Origin of the sequence: Exiguobacterium sp. s75, assembly GCF_018617145.1 — a bacterium.
GTDB lineage: Bacteria > Bacillota > Bacilli > Exiguobacteriales > Exiguobacteriaceae > Exiguobacterium > Exiguobacterium profundum.
The window spans coordinates 40,936-60,413 of sequence record NZ_JACSJQ010000005.1; the positions used below are offsets into that span (position 1 = coordinate 40,936).

24 protein-coding genes and 1 pseudogene are annotated in these 19,478 nt (G+C 47.5%); 18 read left to right on the plus strand and 7 right to left on the minus strand.

What is annotated here, in order from left to right:
* Nucleotides 1-22: 22 nt before the first annotated feature.
* The gene (locus tag KNO68_RS13550; protein ID WP_074034783.1) at nt 23-247 is read right to left on the minus strand and encodes a hypothetical protein; all 225 of its coding nucleotides are present in this window, start codon (nt 245-247) and stop codon (nt 23-25) included.
* Nucleotides 248-404: 157 nt separating this feature from the next.
* Here KNO68_RS13550 and KNO68_RS13555 point away from each other — a divergent pair, with 157 nt between their 5' ends.
* The 14 genes and pseudogenes from KNO68_RS13555 to KNO68_RS13620 all read left to right on the plus strand — a co-directional run bounded on the left by KNO68_RS13555 (nt 405) and on the right by KNO68_RS13620 (nt 9,591).
* On the plus strand, nt 405-1,148 hold the full coding sequence (locus KNO68_RS13555; protein ID WP_215112633.1) for a nucleotidyltransferase domain-containing protein: 744 nt from the start codon (nt 405-407) through the stop codon (nt 1,146-1,148).
* A 341-nt stretch (nt 1,149-1,489) separates the two neighbouring features.
* Nucleotides 1,490-2,539: pseudogene (locus KNO68_RS13560) on the plus strand (flavin monoamine oxidase family protein); the annotation flags it as partial.
* Nucleotides 2,540-2,647: 108 nt separating this feature from the next.
* A complete protein-coding gene (locus KNO68_RS13565) occupies nt 2,648-3,097 on the plus strand; it encodes a hypothetical protein (RefSeq protein WP_215112635.1) in 450 nt (149 codons plus the stop codon).
* A gap of 13 nt (nt 3,098-3,110) precedes the next feature.
* A complete protein-coding gene (locus KNO68_RS13570) occupies nt 3,111-3,569 on the plus strand; it encodes a hypothetical protein (RefSeq protein WP_215112636.1) in 459 nt (152 codons plus the stop codon).
* A gap of 9 nt (nt 3,570-3,578) precedes the next feature.
* Complete coding sequence (locus tag KNO68_RS13575; RefSeq protein WP_215112637.1) at nt 3,579-4,082, plus strand: hypothetical protein; 504 nt, start codon at nt 3,579-3,581, stop codon at nt 4,080-4,082.
* The gene (locus KNO68_RS13580; RefSeq protein WP_215112638.1) at nt 4,079-4,564 is read left to right on the plus strand and encodes a hypothetical protein; all 486 of its coding nucleotides are present in this window, start codon (nt 4,079-4,081) and stop codon (nt 4,562-4,564) included. Before KNO68_RS13575 ends, KNO68_RS13580 begins: the two co-directional genes overlap by 4 nt.
* Nucleotides 4,539-5,021 carry a hypothetical protein gene (locus KNO68_RS13585; RefSeq protein WP_214685694.1) on the plus strand — a complete coding sequence of 161 codons (483 nt, stop codon included), beginning with the start codon at nt 4,539-4,541 and terminating at the stop codon, nt 5,019-5,021. Before KNO68_RS13580 ends, KNO68_RS13585 begins: the two co-directional genes overlap by 26 nt.
* 103 nt (nt 5,022-5,124) lie before the next feature.
* Nucleotides 5,125-6,063, plus strand: a complete 939-nt coding sequence (locus KNO68_RS13590; protein WP_214814482.1) for a DMT family transporter — start codon at nt 5,125-5,127, stop codon at nt 6,061-6,063.
* A gap of 12 nt (nt 6,064-6,075) precedes the next feature.
* Entirely contained in the window at nt 6,076-6,501 is a 426-nt protein-coding gene (locus KNO68_RS13595) for a DMT family transporter (protein ID WP_214685697.1), read from the plus strand.
* A gap of 12 nt (nt 6,502-6,513) precedes the next feature.
* On the plus strand, nt 6,514-7,173 hold the full coding sequence (locus tag KNO68_RS13600; protein WP_215112639.1) for a Crp/Fnr family transcriptional regulator: 660 nt from the start codon (nt 6,514-6,516) through the stop codon (nt 7,171-7,173).
* A gap of 11 nt (nt 7,174-7,184) precedes the next feature.
* Complete coding sequence (locus KNO68_RS13605) at nt 7,185-7,658, plus strand: DMT family transporter (protein ID WP_214758647.1); 474 nt, start codon at nt 7,185-7,187, stop codon at nt 7,656-7,658.
* Nucleotides 7,659-8,115: 457 nt separating this feature from the next.
* Entirely contained in the window at nt 8,116-8,586 is a 471-nt protein-coding gene (locus KNO68_RS13610; RefSeq protein ID WP_214758649.1) for a hypothetical protein, read from the plus strand.
* 58 nt (nt 8,587-8,644) lie between these two features.
* Nucleotides 8,645-9,127: a hypothetical protein gene (locus KNO68_RS13615; RefSeq protein ID WP_214685702.1), complete on the plus strand. Its 483-nt coding sequence runs from the start codon at nt 8,645-8,647 to the stop codon at nt 9,125-9,127.
* The gene (locus tag KNO68_RS13620; protein ID WP_078146209.1) at nt 9,127-9,591 is read left to right on the plus strand and encodes a hypothetical protein; all 465 of its coding nucleotides are present in this window, start codon (nt 9,127-9,129) and stop codon (nt 9,589-9,591) included. Before KNO68_RS13615 ends, KNO68_RS13620 begins: the two co-directional genes overlap by 1 nt.
* Before the next feature lie 121 nt (nt 9,592-9,712).
* Here KNO68_RS13620 and KNO68_RS13625 read toward each other — a convergent pair whose 3' ends face one another.
* From KNO68_RS13625 to KNO68_RS13635, 3 genes are all read right to left on the minus strand, one after another.
* Complete coding sequence (locus KNO68_RS13625; RefSeq protein WP_214758651.1) at nt 9,713-10,441, minus strand: AAA family ATPase; 729 nt, start codon at nt 10,439-10,441, stop codon at nt 9,713-9,715.
* 9 nt (nt 10,442-10,450) lie between these two features.
* Nucleotides 10,451-11,176, minus strand: a complete 726-nt coding sequence (locus KNO68_RS13630; protein ID WP_214685708.1) for a hypothetical protein — start codon at nt 11,174-11,176, stop codon at nt 10,451-10,453.
* A gap of 112 nt (nt 11,177-11,288) precedes the next feature.
* Nucleotides 11,289-12,785, minus strand: coding sequence for a phytoene desaturase family protein (locus KNO68_RS13635; protein WP_215112640.1), 1,497 nt, complete (start codon nt 12,783-12,785; stop codon nt 11,289-11,291).
* A 186-nt stretch (nt 12,786-12,971) separates the two neighbouring features.
* Between KNO68_RS13635 and KNO68_RS13640 the strand changes: the two genes are divergently transcribed.
* A complete protein-coding gene (locus tag KNO68_RS13640; protein WP_078146213.1) occupies nt 12,972-13,355 on the plus strand; it encodes a hypothetical protein in 384 nt (127 codons plus the stop codon).
* Between the two features lie 31 nt (nt 13,356-13,386).
* On the opposite strand, the gene KNO68_RS13645 is transcribed toward KNO68_RS13640, so the two are convergent.
* Complete coding sequence (locus KNO68_RS13645) at nt 13,387-13,995, minus strand: TetR/AcrR family transcriptional regulator (protein WP_214685710.1); 609 nt, start codon at nt 13,993-13,995, stop codon at nt 13,387-13,389.
* Between the two features lie 171 nt (nt 13,996-14,166).
* On the opposite strand from KNO68_RS13645, the gene KNO68_RS13650 reads away from it, so the two are divergent.
* Complete coding sequence (locus tag KNO68_RS13650; RefSeq protein WP_214685713.1) at nt 14,167-14,895, plus strand: ABC transporter ATP-binding protein; 729 nt, start codon at nt 14,167-14,169, stop codon at nt 14,893-14,895.
* A complete protein-coding gene (locus KNO68_RS13655; protein ID WP_214685715.1) occupies nt 14,888-15,901 on the plus strand; it encodes an ABC transporter permease in 1,014 nt (337 codons plus the stop codon). The genes KNO68_RS13650 and KNO68_RS13655 overlap by 8 nt, the downstream gene beginning before the upstream one ends.
* A gap of 198 nt (nt 15,902-16,099) precedes the next feature.
* Here KNO68_RS13655 and KNO68_RS13660 read toward each other — a convergent pair whose 3' ends face one another.
* Together KNO68_RS13660 and KNO68_RS13665 are read right to left on the minus strand one after the other, a co-directional pair.
* Nucleotides 16,100-16,723: a glucosaminidase domain-containing protein gene (locus KNO68_RS13660; RefSeq protein WP_235439581.1), complete on the minus strand. Its 624-nt coding sequence runs from the start codon at nt 16,721-16,723 to the stop codon at nt 16,100-16,102.
* Nucleotides 16,724-16,867: 144 nt separating this feature from the next.
* Nucleotides 16,868-18,364: an MDR family MFS transporter gene (locus KNO68_RS13665; protein WP_215112641.1), complete on the minus strand. Its 1,497-nt coding sequence runs from the start codon at nt 18,362-18,364 to the stop codon at nt 16,868-16,870.
* A 164-nt stretch (nt 18,365-18,528) separates the two neighbouring features.
* Here KNO68_RS13665 and KNO68_RS13670 point away from each other — a divergent pair, with 164 nt between their 5' ends.
* Nucleotides 18,529-19,401: a TetR/AcrR family transcriptional regulator gene (locus KNO68_RS13670; protein WP_215112642.1), complete on the plus strand. Its 873-nt coding sequence runs from the start codon at nt 18,529-18,531 to the stop codon at nt 19,399-19,401.
* The last annotated feature ends 77 nt before the right edge of the window (nt 19,402-19,478 follow it).

Sequence of the window (19,478 nt, forward strand, 5' to 3'; positions counted from 1 at the left end):
GACGAAACGCAGCTAACCTGAGTCAGCTACGTTTTGTGTTCGAATCTAATTGTTGTTCGATGTGGTCGAGACGTTCGATTAATACTTGTATCTGCTTCGAACGTTCACGTTCCATAAAGAGTTGCTCGTCTGCTCGTTTCTCAGAACGTGCCACGACATTACGAATCCACAAAATACCGATGATTAGTACAACGATTGGCAAAATCGTGAAGATGAGTCCGAATAATGAGACCATGATGACGTTCATATAGACATACCTCCCTTTCTACGTCTTCATTATACTTCCAAATATAACCTGTTTGAAAGGGGGAACCGTGGTATTTCAAATCCGACATGCATAAACTAAAAAAAGGAGTTCGATACATCATCACGTTTACTACATTTCAACGAGTCGGTACGTATCTATGAAACGACCGACCCGACTTGGTACGGACGATGCGGGTTATGTCATCAACCAGACGTCCATCCGTCATGTGCAGCCTGAGTTTGAAAGTGTCCTTTTCAAAGCAATCGAATTGGTGAAAGAAGCATTCGATGAACAGCTACACAGCATATATCTTTATGGAAGCATCGGTCGCGGGACAGCTGTTGCTGGGCAATCGGATCTAGATTTGACGGTGCTCGTGCATGAGGATGTCGATGCGACAGAATTGGTGGAGCAGACGGAGCGATTGCTAACGCAACATCCGGAAGTCATTAAAATCGATTATGACATCGGGCGTCTCGATGTAGCGCTGGATCCGGCGAATCGTTTTGAATGGGGCTTTTGGCTAAGACATCTTTGTACATGTGTGGACGGGGAAGATGTCTCGATTCAATTCCCGCGCATGAAGCCGGATGTTCGTGTGAGTGAGGCGTTGAACCAGGACTTGATTTCTTCAATTAAAGCAGCCAAGTCGAAATTGCTTCGTGGACAGATGTCTCATCTGGAGAAACGCTCCATCGTGAAGCGCGTCATCCGAGGTTGGTATTTAACGATCAACGTGAAGGACGAGAGTTTTGCATCGACTGTAGAAGCATGCTTGGCGATTCTAAAACTCTATTTTTCGGAAGATCCGCGAGTAGAGCAAGGAGAAGCACTGTTAAGACAAGATGACATCACAAATCAACAGCTTCTAGACTATTTGAATGAAATCGATTGGATTTAATGATGCCGTTCCTCAATTGGATGTAACCATTTGGCCGTCTTCGTTTCACATCTGTATCAAAGAAAAAATGAGGTACATATAGAGCGCTTGATACGTACATAATGATTACAAATTCGATTGCGATTGGCCATTGAATGATGTCGAATAAAAATAGAGACCATAGAGAGTATGAAACAAGGCATATCGCCAACGTCATCCGACCTTCTGTTCGAATAAATCGGTACAGGATGCGCATTAATACGATATAAGGGAAGAAAAGATAATAGAACATATTTTTCAATTGATGTCGTCCTTTCTAGAACAGATCCAATCATCTAACTCAGTATAATCGAGGAGAGACGGACGACAAAGGAGAATTTACAATGAAATCAATCGCCATCATCGGAGCTGGTGTCAGCGGGCTCTATGCTGCGAGCGAGCTTCACCAAAAAGGATATAACGTTACGGTCTTTGAAGCACGTGACCGAGTCGGAGGACGTATCTTCACGAAGGATGGCTATGACCTCGGACCGACATGGTATTGGCCGGATACGGAGAAGACCATCTCTAAACTTGTGGATACACTGGGACTCGAGTCATTCCTTCAACATACGACAGGGGAGATGGTGCTCGAACGCCAGACGACGACTGCCCCGGAACGACATGTGTTGCCGGAGGAAAGCATCGTCCGATCGAAACGTGTAGTCGGCGGGATGACGAGTTTAGTGGAAGTATTATACGCAAAGTTACCCGAGGACATCGTACATCTCGGACATCGTCTCGTATCCATCGACCGACAGACAGACCGAGTTCAATTGACGTTCCGAAATGGGGCGGTGTATCACGCGGACGACGTGATCCTCGCACTTCCTCCACGCATTGTCGCCAAGTTGACAATCGAACCTGAATTATCAGGATCGACAAGGAATGCGCTCAAAACGACTCCGACGTGGATGGCGTCCCAAGCGAAAGCGCTCATCGTATACAAGACACCGTTCTGGCGAGAAGAGGGTCTGTCTGGCTTTGGGATGAGCTGGGTCGGTCCACTCCAAGAGATTCATGACGCCTCACCGATGAACGGACAAGGCGCGCTATTCGGATTCTTCCGTCTGTCACCGGGAGAACGAGAAGTGTTGGGAGAAGGACAAGTGAAGACGCGCGTTATCGAACAACTAGAGAAGTTATATGGTCCGAAAGCGAATGATTTTCTGGCTTTTCATTACATGGACTGGTCGACAGAATCTGAGACGGCGACATCTGACGACCTCATGCCGCTCACAGCATTCCCGGCTTACGGTCCAATCGAACTCGGTGACCGTCTCCATCTGATTGGTTCAGAGACGGATGAGCAGTTCGGGGGACATATCGAAGGGGCATTACGGTCTGTCAAGGTGATGCTCCAGAAGTTTTGAAGTGAATCGAAAGTAAAGGAAGGAGGGTTGATCCTTCCTTTTTAATTTGTAAAATAACGGAACTTTTCTCATGCTCATCCCGTATAGTGGAATAAGAGGTGAATCAAGATGAATAAGCAAGAACGATTACATATGATTAAACAATCAAATCGAAAGCGACTTTTGCAACGACTTTTTCTAGCAATTCCAGCTGCTCTCGCGGTCTACTTTTTAATACGAACGGACGGGAATATTTGGGTTGGGTTCGCCATTATCGGCGGAGTGTTACTTGCGACTCGTTACTTCCTTTCGCATGAAGCAGATGCGATTAGTCGATTGTCGGAGCAAGATCAGGTGAAACGTGTCGTGACATTGCAGTATCATCTGGACTTCCTCTTTATCGCATTGCTAGGACTCGTCAATCCGCTAGCCATTCGAATCATGGAATGGTCTTGGCTTCCAGCGGTTCTTATCGGTGGGGCATTGCTTTATATCTTATGGTCTCAAGAGAAGCTCGATCAACAAATCCGCTGGCTCGATCCGGAGCAACCGACACGTCGCGAGATTCGACGATTCTGAAAGGGTGAATGAGATGAACAAACAAGAACGGATCAATACGATTTATCGTTATCAGCAGCGTTGGCTTTTGTTGCGCTCGATTCTTGCAATACTAATAGGAGGACTTGTCGTTCTCACGCTTCAGTCTAACGGAGAACCGATGTACACCATCCCGTTAGCGTTCACACTTACGATTATGCTTTACGTCATCGGACGAGAACGTCGCTTCGTCAGAAAGTTGACCAGTGTGGAACAAGCCAAGCGCATCATCGATTGGCAATATGTATCGGAAATGGGACTCCTAGTCTTGTTGGCGATTCTCTTCCCATTAATCGTCCTAATCAATTGGCCGGCATGGTCGCTTTTCGTTGTCTTTTTAGGCGGGGTCATCTTATTGCAAGTCGCACAGAGAATGCTCGACCGACAGATGCCGCAGTACGACATGGAACAGCCGATGCGTCGTGAAATCAGACTCGACTTCGTAAAAGATTGAGGTGATACCGTGGACAAAGCCCAACGATTTCAACAGATCGCACAGTTCGAGAAACGATATACTCGTCTCAACATCATCGAGAGCGTAATCATGCTAGGCGTATCCATCTATTTTCTTTCGACATGGAGTCCGTATAGCATTCTTTTACCCGGTGTCGCACTTCTTTATACGACATGGCTTGAATGGAACAAGATGAAACTGAAGCAATCCTTCAACGAATCGACACGCTATCATCGTCTATTGCGTATCGATTTTTCTGTCATGTTGATGAGTTTGATCTGGTTCATGATTTTGATTGGGTTGCATTTCAACGGAATCGATATCTTACCGTGGATGAGTTGGACGCTACTGATCGGCGGACCGTGTCTCATATTGATTCCACGTTGGATTGATCGAAAACAGTCCGCGCTTGATGAGCACCACGTCACATCAGGCGAGTGGACCCGGGCAAACCGGGAACGTTTAAAACATACATTAGATGATATTTCAAGGAAAGGTCGTAAAGATTCATGACAAAGAAAGAACGGATTCAAGTAATCGGAGGATATCGGCAGTCACGACAAACCCTCCACCTTTGGCTCACGGGAGCCCTTATTTTTTGTAACAGCTTTGTGCTCGGTTTTGATACATGGTGGATATGGGGAATCGCTTCGGTCCTCACGGCTGTCCTACTCATAGGACTGACAATCAAAGAAGGACGTGTCTTACAGATTTTCACGGTGGGTCGAGGCATCCTACTGACAAAACGCTTATATCGCCTCTATTCCTATTGGATTGGAGCGGTCACAGCAGCGGTTCTCTTCAGTCGTCTGCAAATTGCACCCGTCGCATGGATCATCTTCGGTCTAAGCATCGTCATGTTAGCATGGACGCACTATCAGACCGTGCAACAATTGCGACAAGCCGACCCGGAGCAACCGACACGAGATGAGGTGACAAAGCATTACCGTTCGTATGAAAGGAGTACATATGCTGACGAAAGAAAAGCGACTTGAACAATTACTGAAGCAGGATGACAGTCATTGGCGTTGGGGGTGGGGCATCGCCATCGCGACGATTGTGATGACGCTCGTGATTGCCGCGCAGTCCAAACTCTACGCTCCACTCCTCGTCTTCATCAGTTTCTTTCCGTATCTCTGTTTTGAATGGCGGAAGACAAAACTGCTCCTGACCTTTAACGAGGATGCGCGGTACCAACGTCTGGTGTATACAGACTTTGGCATCCAGTGGCTCTGCTTCGTGTTGACTATCTGCTTATTGGCTGCCTATTATGCTGACTCGTTGTCTCCCATCATTGCCATTGCCGGGCTGTTCGGAATCGGTGTGATGTCGATTCTGGCACCGTATGTCATCAATCGACACTTACACTCGCTCGATGCGCATCATGTACGAGGGAAAGAATTGCGTGAAGCGCGCGATCAACGCTTCCGTGAGTCCGAAACGAACACCTGAGAAGGGTTCGTTTTTTGTTTGAGGACATCGGTCCTTTTCTTCTTTTGTATAGAGGCGTAAGCTGACAATGTACACAGAACCAGTAGAATCGAGGAAGACATTCATGTTAGCTATTTTGATTGGATTGACGATTGGGATTTTATTGCCGATGCAGACGAGTGTCAACTCACGTTTGCGTCAGGTGGTCGGCTCCCCGTTCGTTGCATCTTTTTTATCGTTTACTGTCGGGACGATCTTTTTGTCCTTATTGCTCTTATTGACCGGACAGTCATTCGGATTTGACGGCTCGGTGATTCAGGAAGGTCCGGGTTGGATGTGGATTGGCGGACTGTTAGGGGTCTTGTTCTTAACGGGAAATATTTTGCTGTTCCCAAGACTCGGGAGTGTCCAGACGGTCATCATGCCGATTTTTGGACAGATTTTGATGGGGTTGTTGATTGACCATTTCGGTTGGTTCAATTCTGTCGAACACCCAATTACGGTGCTTCGTTTGTTCGGAGTCGTGCTCGTCTTGTTCGGAGTCATCGGAACGGTCGCTTTATCCGACTGGCTCAACCGCCGAAGAGGCAAACTGGTCGTCTCCATGGAAACGGACACGGGGAATCTGAACCTTTGGCGACTGTTTGGGATTTTCACAGGGATGATGAGTGCCACGCAAACGGCCATTAACGGCTATTTGGGAACAGTGCTCGAATCGGCTCTGAAAGGGGCATTGGTCTCTTTCGTTGTCGGAACGTTGGCGCTCTTACTCATTTTACTCGTCTCACGCCAACCCGTTCCGCTCGGTCAACTGAAAGGTCAACCGTGGTGGATTTGGCTCGGTGGAATCATTGGGGCGCTCTTCATCGGAGGAAACGTCCTCATCGTACCGATTGTCGGGACAGGAATCGCTGTCATCATCGTCATCGTCGGACTGTTATGCGGTAGCTTACTGATTGACCGTTTCGGTTGGTTCGGAGCGAAGAAGAATCCGGTCACTGGTGTGCAACTCGTGAGTCTGGTTGTCATGGTCATTGGGATTGTATTGATTCGTTTATCTTAAGGGGGGAGAACGATGCGAGGAGTATTATTTGCAATCAGCGGAGGCTTCTTTCTAACGTTACAAAGTGTTGCGAATGCTCGAATCAGTTCACAGATTGGGACGTGGCAAGCGGCGACGTTGACACAATTCACTGGATTCGTCGTCGCACTTCTCGTCATGCTGGTGCTTCGGGACCGCACGTATGTCGAGATGCGGCACGTGAAGCCGCTCTATTTATCTGGCGGAGCATTTGCGGCGATTATCTTATTTAGTAATATGACGGCCGTCCATAAACTCGGGGTCACGATGACAATCTCGTTGTTTCTCATTGCGCAACTGGCGCTCGCGCTCGTCATCGATTGGCGAGGATGGTTCGGAATGTTGCGACGGAAGTTGAACGGGGCTCAGTTGATTGGTGTGTTCATGATGATTGCGGGGGTCATCTTATTAAAATGGTAGGGGGAAACGTGCATGGTTGACGCGTATGTGAAGCAATTTGAATTGACTGTCTTACCAGAAGAAGCGCAGAACGAATTGCAGCTCGTTCGATACGAGCCAGGAGACGTCATCTGTACGCAAGGTGATGAAGCAGGGCATCTCCGCTTCTTAGTGAAGGGGAAGATTCGTGTCTCCCATGCTTCTGCTACCGGCAAGCGCCTCGTCCTCTCCTTCAAATATCCGCTCGATTTGATCGGGGACATCGAATATATTCAACGGACCCCGTTTTTGAATACGGTCGAGGCGGTCACGTCAGTCGAGATGCTTGTCATTCGCTTCGAGGATTTGGTTCGACATGCCCACCACGATGTTGCGTGGTTACACTATTTATTAGAAGAGATCACAAGAAAATTTGAACGAAAATCTCAATCACTCAGCTTCAACTTGTTTTACCCTGTCGAAGTGCGCTTGGCGAGTTATCTGTTATCGATGACGCCGAATGACCAAACACTCGGCTCGACTGTCGACCAATTGACGGATATCGCTGATTTGATTGGGACGAGTTATCGTCATGTGAATCGGACGCTCCGGCGTTTCGTTGAGGCAGGATTGATTGAACGAAATCGGCGGGTAATCACGCTCGTCGATCGGGAAGGTTTGTTGGAGATTGTCGGGGAGAGCATTTATGAATAGGAGGGAGGCATATGGCGATTGGGATGATGCTTGCTGTCATCGGCGGAATGCTCGTCTGTGTGCAAAACACGTTTAACGCCAACGTCAAGAAGCATGTCGGGGCATGGGCGACGACGACGCTCGTTCTCAGTCTTGGATTTTTAGCATCGCTACTCATCGGTCTGTTTCAGGAAGGTGGTGGCTTGTTCCGAGTAGAGGAGATGGAGACATGGTACTGGTTCAGCGGAATCCTCGGCGTCGGGGTCGTCATGAGTGTGACGCAAGGGGTCGAGCGCCTCGGACCGAGTTATGCCATATCGATCGTCATGGTGTCTCAAATCTTGTTCGCGCTCCTTTGGGATACGTTAGGTTGGTTCGGATTGACGGCCGTCCCGTTCACATGGAAGACAGTCGTCGGGATTGTGTTAATCGTTGGTGGGGTGCTCGTATTTCAATTGAGTGGAAAGGGTAAACCAACTCGCGCGTCGATGAATCGAGCGAGTTAAATGTTAAAAAGAAGTTCCACGTTTTGAACAAGTTTGTCCATGCTGCTGTCGATTCAGTTGAGTATGACAGATCGGGTCCATCACCGTTGACTTCTATTCCGTTGATTGACCAGATGTAACCAAAACTTTTGACTCATTAGGAAAAAAAGGATAAAAAGAACAATTTGACCGAATCTTTTTTTGAAAAGATATGTATAATTTAGAAGAACAGGATAGAAGGGGGTAATGATATGCAACAAGTGATGGACATGGGATGGACAATTCTAAACTTAGGGTTGTTGACGATGATTGGAATCTTTTTATTCCGACTCCTTCGCCGGCATTCAAATTAATCAGCATCTGACAATCGTCAGATGCTTTTTCCTTTTTAATGGGAAAACCTCGAAAGTTTGCTTATAGATTGTTAAGATATAGATATCGATAAATTGGATGATTTTTACTTTTGGAGGTGTGTAAGGTGTTACGTGAAGAACGAATGGAATACTTGTACGACAAAGCATGGACTAAAAAAGGTCCGCTACTAGTGATCATCATCGGTGTAGTGACGGCGCTTTGGCTATTGTTCAATGATTCCAGAATGAGCCTATCCCTGTTCATCTTTTGTGCGGCGATGCTCATGCCGCTTCTGGTAGCGACATGGCATAAAATCAAGTTGTTTTTACAGTTCAATGACTCATCCACGTACCAACGCTTTATTTATCTAAAAGGCATGATTCAGTTTATTCTCTTGATTGGTGTCATATCGATGATGGCGCTTTATGCACTGAAGTACATATCGCTTGATACGTTAAGCCTTGGCTGTGCGATGCTGATTGCGAGTTGTCTCATTCTCGAGTCATGGATTGACTGGAAAATTCTAAAGATTGATGACGAGCATGTGGTCGAGAGTTTGTTGGGATTGATGAACCGGGAGAAGCGTAGAGGATGAAACTAATCGAGCATAGTTTCCGTATAGAAAAATAAAGAACACACACAAGGGGGATTCGATGGTAGACCATGAAGTCAGACTAGAACAGATGTTGAAAGATGATGAAAAACGAAAGAAGCAATTGACCCTTCCGTTGATTGGGGCCATCGTCTTGACCTTCTTCTATATATGGACGACGAACGTCTTCTTGTTGTATGCTATGATTTTTTTCGGACAATTTCCTGCCTTATATAAATCATGGCACCGCAAGAAGTTATTACTGTCATTTAACGAAGACAAACGGTATCAACAACTCGTGCGATCTGAATTTTTATTGGGTCTTACCTCGCCATTACTTGTTCTCATACTGATTACCAGTGCGGAGCTTGAGTGGATTTCATTGTTCACTTTCGTTATCATTGCATTTATTGGAATCATAGTTCTGTTGATTCTCAGTTTTCCAATCGACCGCAAGCTAAAAGAAATCGATTCGTTACACGTGACGGGTGTTGAACTCGGTCATGTCCAGCTGCAACGGAAAAAACGAAAAAGTGAAGCGTGATGAATAAACAAGAACGCCTCCCCAAAATGGTGAAACAGGATCTCGATTCGCGAGGGGTCAGCGCGATATTTGGCATCATCGGTCTGTTTCTCCTTCTCGTTGTTTCGGTCATAAGAGGTATCACGGTGACGACGGTTGCCTTCTCTTTCCTCGTGACCCAACTGCCGATGCTCTATCAAGCATGGCGACGGATGGAGTTGTTACGTACATTTAACGAAGACGAGGAATACCAACGTCTCGTTCGTCGAGAATTTCAAATCATCGTCGCCATGTTTGGATCACTTGGTGTATTTACTTTCCTCACGTGGTTCGTATTGGATTCGATGCAGGAACTACTCGGTGTCGCATTGATTGGCATCATTCCGCTCCTCATCTTGTACGTGTCGATGGACCGGAAACTACGTGAAGCGGACCCGGAGCACGTGACGAATCGGGAATTACGACGCGCACATCGTGAACAATAAAACTCAGCCCTGACACACGTCAGGGCTGAGTTTTATTATGAGAACATGGAAATGAGAAAGCCGCAGACGACCATGCCGATTGTATAGAATGTGAACCGGTATCGTTCCCAAAACGATTCATTCATCGTGTCACCGCTACATCGTCAAGCGGCGTGTCAACCATCCGAACGAACGCTTCGTCCGGGTCGGTCGTTCCAGACTCGTCGAGCCAGTCTTGGAAGTCCCCTTCATACAAAACGCGTCCACCATGCAGGAAGATGACATGGGCATCAAGTTGAACCAAGTCATGTAACTGATGTGTGGAGATGAGACATGTCTTGCCCTCATCGACGAGTCGTTGCAGGCGGCGCATGATTTGAATGCGGGACGCCGGGTCGACCCCGCTCGTCGGCTCATCAAATAAATAGAGAGAACGTTTGATTGAAGATAAGAGCGTCACGAAGAGCCATTTCTTCTCCCCGACCGACATCTTCCCGAGCTTCATCGTCCATAGATGTTCGAACAGTTCTTGTTCGCGAGAAGTTGAAAGGTTATTCATATACGATTCGAGTTTCTTGAAGTCGGGACGTTGCGACAGACGTCCGATGAAATAGGCGAAGTCTTTCCCCGTCAACTCATGATGGTTGTACATGAGTTGTGTCAAATAGAGCATGTCCGTCGTCGGAACGAGTTCGAGTGATGTCTTGTCGACCGGAAGTGCCCCGGTCATACAATCAAACAGGGTCGTCTTCCCAGCACCATTTTGTCCAATCAAAACGTTCAGTTTATTCGATTGCAGTGTGAACGAGACATCATCGAGAACAGGACGTGCCGCTTTCGGATAGCGATAAGTGAGTTGGTTTACGTGCATAAGAACCTCCTAGCGTGTGATGAGTGAGACGAGACTGAAGCGTTTCAACGCAATCGCGCCGATGATGAAATACCCAAGTACAGAGAGGCCTGTCGCCCATACTCCGAACGAGAGCTCGACTTGAGTCGTCAGATGCAGCAACCCGAGCGCGAATTCGTGAAGCGCGTAGAACGGGTTGAGGAAGCTGAACCATTGATCAGGTGACTTGATCGCCAGTAAAAAGAGTGGGAACATCAGTATGTTCGCGAACGTCCCGAGACTCGATACTTTCACTGGAAGTGTCGTGATGGCGACACTGGCAACCGCGAACGGGATACTGCCAATCAATACGAGTAGAGACGTTGCAATCAACTTGAACGAAAAGAACCCGTGTACGAGCGTGACGACCGTTGTGAATAAAGTTAAGCTGATGGAGGCGAATAAGAGTTGCGCCAAGATGACGGCGATGACATATGTCAGTTTGTTGCCTGAGATCATCACGTACGTTTTCATCAGTCCGTATTCACGCATACGAGCGAGTTCGATGCCGACACCGTTCACATATGTAGCAAGAATAATATACACCCAGAAATAAGAGAGCCCTGGGTAGTATTCCGCTGTCGTTGCTTGGCGAATATCTGAAGATGACTGCGTCAAGGCGATTATGAGTGGGATTAAGAATGTCCAGATGAATGGAATCTTATCCGTGACGACAACTTTGGCATACATAAAGAAATAACTTGTGATTTGATGCATCCTGTTCCTCCGCTTGTCTATTTGATTGTTTGTATCGTTGCACAATATACGGAAGGTTATTGGAAAAAGTTTCAAAAAAATAATCCCTCATTGAACATGAGGGATAAAAGAATCACTTCACTTTGTCACGTTTCGCAATCTTGTCGCTCACTTGCTGACCGCTCAACGTCACCATCGGCATGCCACCGCCCGGATTGACGGTTCCCCCGACAAAGTAGAGGTTATGATAGAGTTCGCTCTGCTTCTTATGCTTGAAGCCACCGTTCCGATTCTTGTCGGCGACCGTTCCATAAATGGCACCTCGGTCCGATCCGTACGTCCGCTCGATATCATGAGGCGTCCATACGTCACGCGTCACCGTATGTTCACGCAAACCATCGAGACCCATTTGTTCCAATTTGTCGAGTACACGTTCTTCAAAAGCGGCGTACTCTTCTTCCGTGAACGGCACATTCTGAATATACGGAATGTGTGGCAAGATTTTGATGTTCTCATGTCCTGGTGGCGCTTGGGTCGGGTCGGTCTTGTTGACGTTGACGAGGTAAATCGTCGGATCGTCCGGAAGTTCATGTTTCTCAAAAATTTTATCCATCTGTTCATGCAAATTTTCGGAGAAGAAGAAGTTATGGTGCGCGAGTTGAGGATAGGCTTTCTTCACCCCGAGATGGAGGACGAATCCGGAGCTCGCCGGTTCATATTTATCGACGAGTTTGTCGACGTACTGTTTGTCGGCGTCGACCATCTTCTGATAGAACGGGATGACTTCCATGTTCGAGACGAAATAATCAGCGGAACGGAGACGTCCGTCTTCGAGCTCGATGGCGGTCACTTTCTCATTCACCGTATGTGCACGAACCACGCCTTCTCCGGTATGTAGCTTCACACCGATCTCTTCGGCGAGCTTCGTCAAGCCTTCCGCGAGCTTATGGGTGCCGCCTTCGACATACCAACAGCCTTGGGCATATTGCATGTAAATCATCATATTGAGGACGGCCGGTGCGTTATACGGAGACGACCCGACATATTTGACGTAATACGACAGCATATCACGAAGATGTGGATTGCTGATGCGCTTCTTGATGGCGCTATACATCGTCGACGTCAAATCGAATCCGAATAGGGTCGGGAAGATGCCCGTTTTCATGACGGCTTCTAATGGGGATTCAAACCCTTCGGCCAAGTATCCCTTCTCGGTCGTCTTATAGATGCGCGCTGCGTAATTCAGCAGTTCACGATATTCCTGCATGTCTTTTCGAGAGAGGGAAGGGTTTGCCCGCTGCATCTGTTCGAGGTCATGGTAAAGGTCGAGGACGGTATCGTCCGGGAAGAACGAGCGCCATTCGAGCTCAAGCCGCTTGATGGATACATAGTCTTCCATCCGTTTCCCACTTCCACGGAACAGTTTGTCGAAGATGTGAGGCATCGTTAAAATCGAGGGCCCGAGGTCGAAGCCGAATCCGTCTTGTTCGAGACGATTCACTTTCCCGCCGATGTGATCGTTCTTTTCGTAGAGTGAGACGTCGTAACCTTTTTGAGCGAGTGAGATGGCCGCTGACAAGCCGCCGAGCCCTCCGCCGATGACGATGACCGACTTTTCCACTGATGGCATATATTCGCCGCCTTTCCGAAGTGTTATTTTCAAAAAACAGAATGAGTGCTACCTCTTCTATTCCCGTTTCCAAATGAAACGAACATGCTTTTACGGATTTGCCACATCCACAAAGATGTCATCCCTGAACCGACAAAAGTTATGTATAGTAAGGGAACAGAGACTGAACGAAAGTAGGAATCTAAGATGATCGTAAAAACAATCACACTTCACTTTGCGAACGGGGATGAAATCACGATCCCGTTTGATGAGATTGAATCGTGTCGAATGCATGATATTCAAGACGGGATGCGTGTTGCGGCGGATGGACAATTGATCAAAGAAAAAGTGATGCATGGACTCGACCTCGTATTGAAGGATTCGGCGAATCAATTGGAATGGACTGGCGAGGGTGGACCGTTTGACCGCATCCTAGGTATGTCGGATTTACAACATCTCGCCTTCGAGTTTGAAGGGATGCGAGAAAAGTCATACCGCATCGCCTGGCATGATTTAGAGGCGGTGCAAAATGCTTACCAGACGACAACTGAAGAAAATGGGAACTTACACGTGCACGTTCGAGTTTCGTAAAAATAGCCTCTCGCAATATATGCGGGAGGCTTTATTCGTTTGACTTCACACCGCCGGCAACAAGTGGTCCTTCATAAGTGATCGTATAGATAATCCGGGCGATGTCTTCCGCTGTCTCTTCCGAAGACGGATTGTTCAACCACTCGTAGATGACGCCCATGTGCGCTGAAGACAGATAGGCGACGAGATATGGAGGTGGGACCATCATCTTATCCGGATTAAACAAGGTTACAGGCGAGCGCTGAAACAAGGCAGCTTGCATAAACTTTCGAAGTTTTGCCTGGAACGTCGGGTCTCCGTTCGGGCCGAGGAGTGGCTTCATGATGATTTGGTTGTCTTCGATGAAACGGATGAACGGAATGAGGTAATGATACGAGTTGTTGGTCCGTTCTTCTCCGAAGATGTGTGGCAACTGATGAATCAACTTCTGTTCAGCCTCTTCAAAGATCTCGTCGACGCATTTCTCCATCAACTCGAACTTATCCACATAGTGACTATAAAAGGTACCCCGATTGATGCCGGCCCGTTCAGTCAATTGCTTGACGGTGACGGCCTCAAATCCCTGCTCCTCAATAAGGCTGAAGAAGGCATCTTTGATCAACTTCTTCGTCCGGATGACGCGTAAATCGGTTTGTTCCATATTATTTCTCCTTTTCCTCAACACATTCATTGCATCTGTCGGAAAACCGACACGATGACCGATATTGACGATTGTTGCCACAGTGAACGGGGTCTATACTGAACATATAAACCAACACGGTGTCGATTATCTTGAGTATACACGAGGAGGCGCCGAAAAGGAGTGACAGAAATGAACATTCAACTGCAACGCGTCGACAAGTCATTCGGTGACCAACTCGCCATCGACAACATCGACTTCACCATCCCATCCGGAGAGATTTGCTGTTTGCTCGGACCCTCTGGATCGGGGAAGACAACCCTCATCCGACTCATGATCGGCGCCCTCGCACCGGACAAAGGAAGTGTCCACATCGGCGAAACGAAGATGCCAAACATGGACATGCTCCAACAAATCGGATTTATGCCGCAGAACGATGGCTTGTACGAAGACTTGTCGGCTGAGGCGAACCTCGCCTTCTTCGGGTCGATTTATAAGTTAGAGAAAAAGGCGCTCCAAGAACGCATCACCGAAGTGCTCAACCTTGTCGATTTAACGAACGACCGGAATAAGCTCGTCCGCAATTTTTCAGGCGGGATGAAGAAACGCCTGTCCTTGGCTATCGCCATTTTGCATAAGCCAGACGTGTTGTTTCTAGATGAACCGACGGTCGGAATCGATCCGATTTTACGCCGACAGATTTGGGATCAGTTCCAAACGATTCGGGCGGAAGGGACGACCATCATCGTCTCGACGCACGTCATGGATGAAGTGCTCGAATGTGATCGAGCCGCGCTCGTCTATAATGGACGGTTGATCGCCTATGACCATGTGCAAGATTTGCTCGACCAGACCGAGAACGGTCGCGTCGAAGAACTGTTCTTGATTGCTGGGAAAGAGGAGGTGGGTGACCATGCGTAACTTAGCGAAGCGTGTCATCTTTCAGACGTTGAATGATAAACGAAGCGTCGCCTTGATTTTGATTGCGCCACTTCTTATATTGACACTCGTCTACTTCCTACTCGGTGACTCGGATTACGTGCCGACTGTCGTTCTGGACGACAACGCACCAGAACAGCTCGTCGATGCGTTCGAAGACGAGACGCTCGAAGTGGAACAGGCCACGTTCGATGATCCAAAAGTATATATCGAAGACAATGAACATGTCGATGCCGTGTTTGAAATGAATCAAGAAGGAACGACCATCACGTTACGCGAACCTTCGACGAAGTCGTCGAAGGCGGTTGGTGAGATTCAAGATGCGTTGGCGACGCTCAACCCTGCAGCTGAAATCGATACGTCATTCGTCTATGGGGAAGAGGACCAATCGACATTCGATTCGTTCGGCTTCGTCTTCCTATCCCTTTTCTCGTTCTTCTTCGTGTTCATCCTATCTGCGATGGCACTCGTCAAAGAACGGAGTGGCGGTACGCTCGAACGACTGTTGATGACTCCGATCAAACGAGGACAAGTCATTTTAGGATATACACTCGGGTACGGAACGTTTGCGGTGATTCAGTCAATTTTCATCGTGCTCTATTCGATTTATGTGCTCGGTCTGTCTTCGCTCGGGAATATGGCGTGGGTCATGTTGACGATGCTACTTATGGCGGGTACGGCGGTGCTCTTCGGGGCGACCATCTCGGTGTTTGCCCGATCGGAACTACAAGTCGTACAGATGATTCCGTTCACCATCATCCCGCAAGTATTCTTCTCGGGACTCATCCCGCTCGACTTGATTCCATATGGTCTCGGGAACTTGAGTTACATCATGCCAATCTTCTACGGAGCGACAGCGATCAAGGAAGTCATGATTTACGGAAGTGGCTTCTCAGGCATCTGGGTATATTTACTCGGTTTGATTCTCTATGCAGGGGTCTTGTACCTCTTGAATATGCGGGCGCTTGGGAAGTATCGGGGGCATTGAGTTATATAAACGTTAGCGAAGGCTGTGGTACTTATAGAGTGCCATGGCTTTGTGTTCATCCACAAAAAAAGCACTCGGACGATTGTCCGAAATGCTCATTAGCGTTTGAGTAACAACATCACGCCGGTCACGAATAATGCGATTCCGCTCGCGAGTCTAACTTGTTTGCACGTCACGTTCTTTCACCCCTACATTTCCTCATCGTTTTGCTTTAGCGACACGTTTTGGTGTTTTCGACATTTCTTGATAAATCGAAAGAATCTCGGTCCCGTAATTTCCTTTCGGCTGCATGGCCCATTTTTGGTGAAGAGATGGCCACGTTTTCGCAGAGCCTCGCTTGACGAGATGGAAGCGTGGGTCGACTTGTTTCGTGTTCAGTGCATCGTTTGAAGCGTATGCTTTTAGATGCTGAATTTGAGCAGTCACCCCTTGTTGTGGGGAACGGAAAAAGTGACCTTTTACACCATTTCCAGTCGTCCCGATTCCAGAGTAGTTATGCTGCTTCGGAAGGACATCGCCACCGTAACGGAAATAACCGGTCTCTTTCAATGCTTGTGCGAATGCGACATCCCCACGAACACCTTCCTTAGCGCCGATGATGACGAAGAGTTTCGCCAAATCTTCGACAGACGTTTTTGCGAGCCGGACATCACGAGGATTCTTCTTTTTTACGTAATCCGCCATTTGTTGCGGAGTCAAAGCCGATACTCCCATAATAGCACGATTCTGCTTCTTCGGGGCCGCCTCAACGATTGATGCGGTCGAGAGAAGAGAAGATGTGATCAGCAGAAATGCGATCATCAAGCTAAACACTTTTTTCATCATATGTACCCTCCTAAACGAATCCTATCCATTGAGAAATAATACCATATTAGGATTAAATTTTAATTTCAGATTTATTTATGAAGGGAATGAGAAATTAAAAAAACCGCTCTGAATTCAACATTCAAAGCGGCTTCTCAACATTTAATTTGCTTGTTTCAATTCTTCAACAGTTTCTACATTGTCATCGAACTTCCGTACATCCACGCGTTTCACGAAAAATGCTAAAACGAGTGCCAAGAGGTTCATCCCGAGTGCGACATAGAACGAATATTGAATCCCAGACAAGAGGGCTTGCTGAGTGATGGCGCCCATTGAGCTCTCTGTGAGTGTCGCAGGATCAATTCCGGTCATCAATGATTCAGCTTCCGTGCGTGTCACCGAGTTCATGACAGTGACGAGGACTGCCGTACCAATCGCACCAGATACTTGTTGGGCCGTGTTGTTGATGGCCGTTCCGTGCGGATTGAGGCGAGTCGGTAACTGGTTGAGTCCATTTGTCATGATCGGCATCATGACCATTGACATCCCAAACATACGCAACGTGTACGTCAAGACGATGTACGTATACGTCGAGTCAAGTTGGACGTTTGCGAGCATGTACGTCGATACCGCGGTGATTGTCAATCCGGTAAGTGCCAATAATTTTGGCCCGAATCGGTCAAACAGTTTACCCGTGATCGGCGACATGATTCCCATGATGATCGCACCAGGAAGAAGCATGAGCCCTGAATCGAGTGGGGAGATACCACGTACGCTTTGGACGTAAGCCGGTGTCAAAATCATACCGGAGAACATCGCGACCGCGTTGACCATCGCAATGACTGACGCGAGTGCGAACATCGGATGTTTGTAAGCACGCAAGTCGAGCAATGGTTTTTCCATATGGAGCTGACGATAAATGAATGCGATCAACGAGATGGCACCAACGATCATCGTCGCCAAGACGATTGGGTTATCCCAGCCGTCCGAGCTTGCTGAACTGACACCGTATAAAATCCCGCCAAATCCGAGTGTCGATAAGACGAGTGACAAGTAATCGAGTGACTGGTCTTTGTTTTGGACCATGACGTTCTCTGCTTTCCAAACAGCGAGCGCGAGACCGATGATGGCGAGCGGTAAAATCATTTCGAATAAGACGCGCCAGTCATAGTACTCGACGATATAACCGGAAAGTGTCGGTCCAATCGCAGGTGCCGAGATCATGACAAGTCCGAAAATCCCCATCGCCATCCCCCGTTTTTCACGCGGGAAGCTGACGAGCATGACGTTCATCAAGAGTGGTCCCATTGTCGAGGCTCCGACGGCTTGAATCATCCGACCGCTCAACAACCAGCCAAAGTTTGGCGAGAAGGCCGCGATAGCCGTACCGATGGCGAAGATGCTCATCGACGTAATGAACAAGCTTCGGTTTGAAAAACGAGTGATCAAATAGGCGGATGCCGGGACAAGAACACCTGTCACGAGCATAAAGCCGGTCGCAAGCCACTGTACGGTCGAGTAATCCGCGATTTCGAGGTCGACCATGATCGATGGGAGCGCGACGTTGAGTAATGAGTTGTTCAGGAATGCGATAAACGCACCCGCAAAGAGGACCGCCAACATGACGTAAGGCGGTTTCTTTTGGAATTCTGGTTTCATATGGATGGCTCCTTTATTTTCTAAATAGTTATGTGTTGGTAAGTGTCGATGAGATGATTTTATACCCGTTGTATAAATAAAGCAACCATTTTGTACTATTAGTCTAAAATGGTTTTCGGTGCTATAGTAAAGGTACAAACCAGACAGAACGGAGCCATGTAAGAATGAAAGAGAAAAAAAGAAAAGTCGCCGATATTGCCATGTCTCTCTTCATCGAAAATGGAGTGCAACACACATCGGTGCAAGAGATTATCGACCGTGCCAACATCTCCAAAGGGACGTTTTATAACTACTTCTCATCTAAGACGGATTGTGTCGCTAGTATCCTCGAGAACTTACGATATGATGCAGGGCAACGCCGAATCGAAATGCAGATGGGGCGGGATAAGCGAGATCGTGACGTCTTCATCGAACAGATTTCGATATTGATTCAATTGAACGAAGAGCGGAACTTGCACGCGTTATTTGAATCGATCATGTCGTCAAATGAGAATGAATTGAAGAAACTTGTTCTTCAACATCGTATTTATGAGATTGAATGGATTGCGATGCGTTTGACGGAAATTATCGGAGAGGCTGTCAGACCGTATTCGATGGAATTGACGGTGCTCTTCAACGGAATGTTGCAACATATCTTGTTTACGAACCGCATCACGAATGCTGCCTACTCTCCTCAAAAAGTCGTCCGAAGCTTATACACGTATGTCGAATTGATTGCCGCTCGGATGATGGAGACAGGAGAGCACGTCTTGAACCCGGTCACGGTCGATCAAATGCGTGGGACGACAGATAAACATCTCATAACAATCGAAGAATTGATCGAGATGGCTGCTCGCATCGAAGAGCATGTCGACATGACGGAAGAACAGCGAGATTTGTTCGATGCGATTTCGTTCGAACTTAAACAAGAGCGTCTTCGGAAAATCGTGTTAGAGCAATTGTTAAAGCCATTCCAACGGCTATTTAAAGGCGTGACAGGCGAGACGGAAGTGCAAAAGTTCACGAATCTCGTGTGGTTGTACACGCGGACACATTAAGGACAAAAATTTCTCGATACAGTAATATAGAAGAAACAAGGAATGGAAAAAAGAATCAAAAAGTTTCCTCGAAAAAG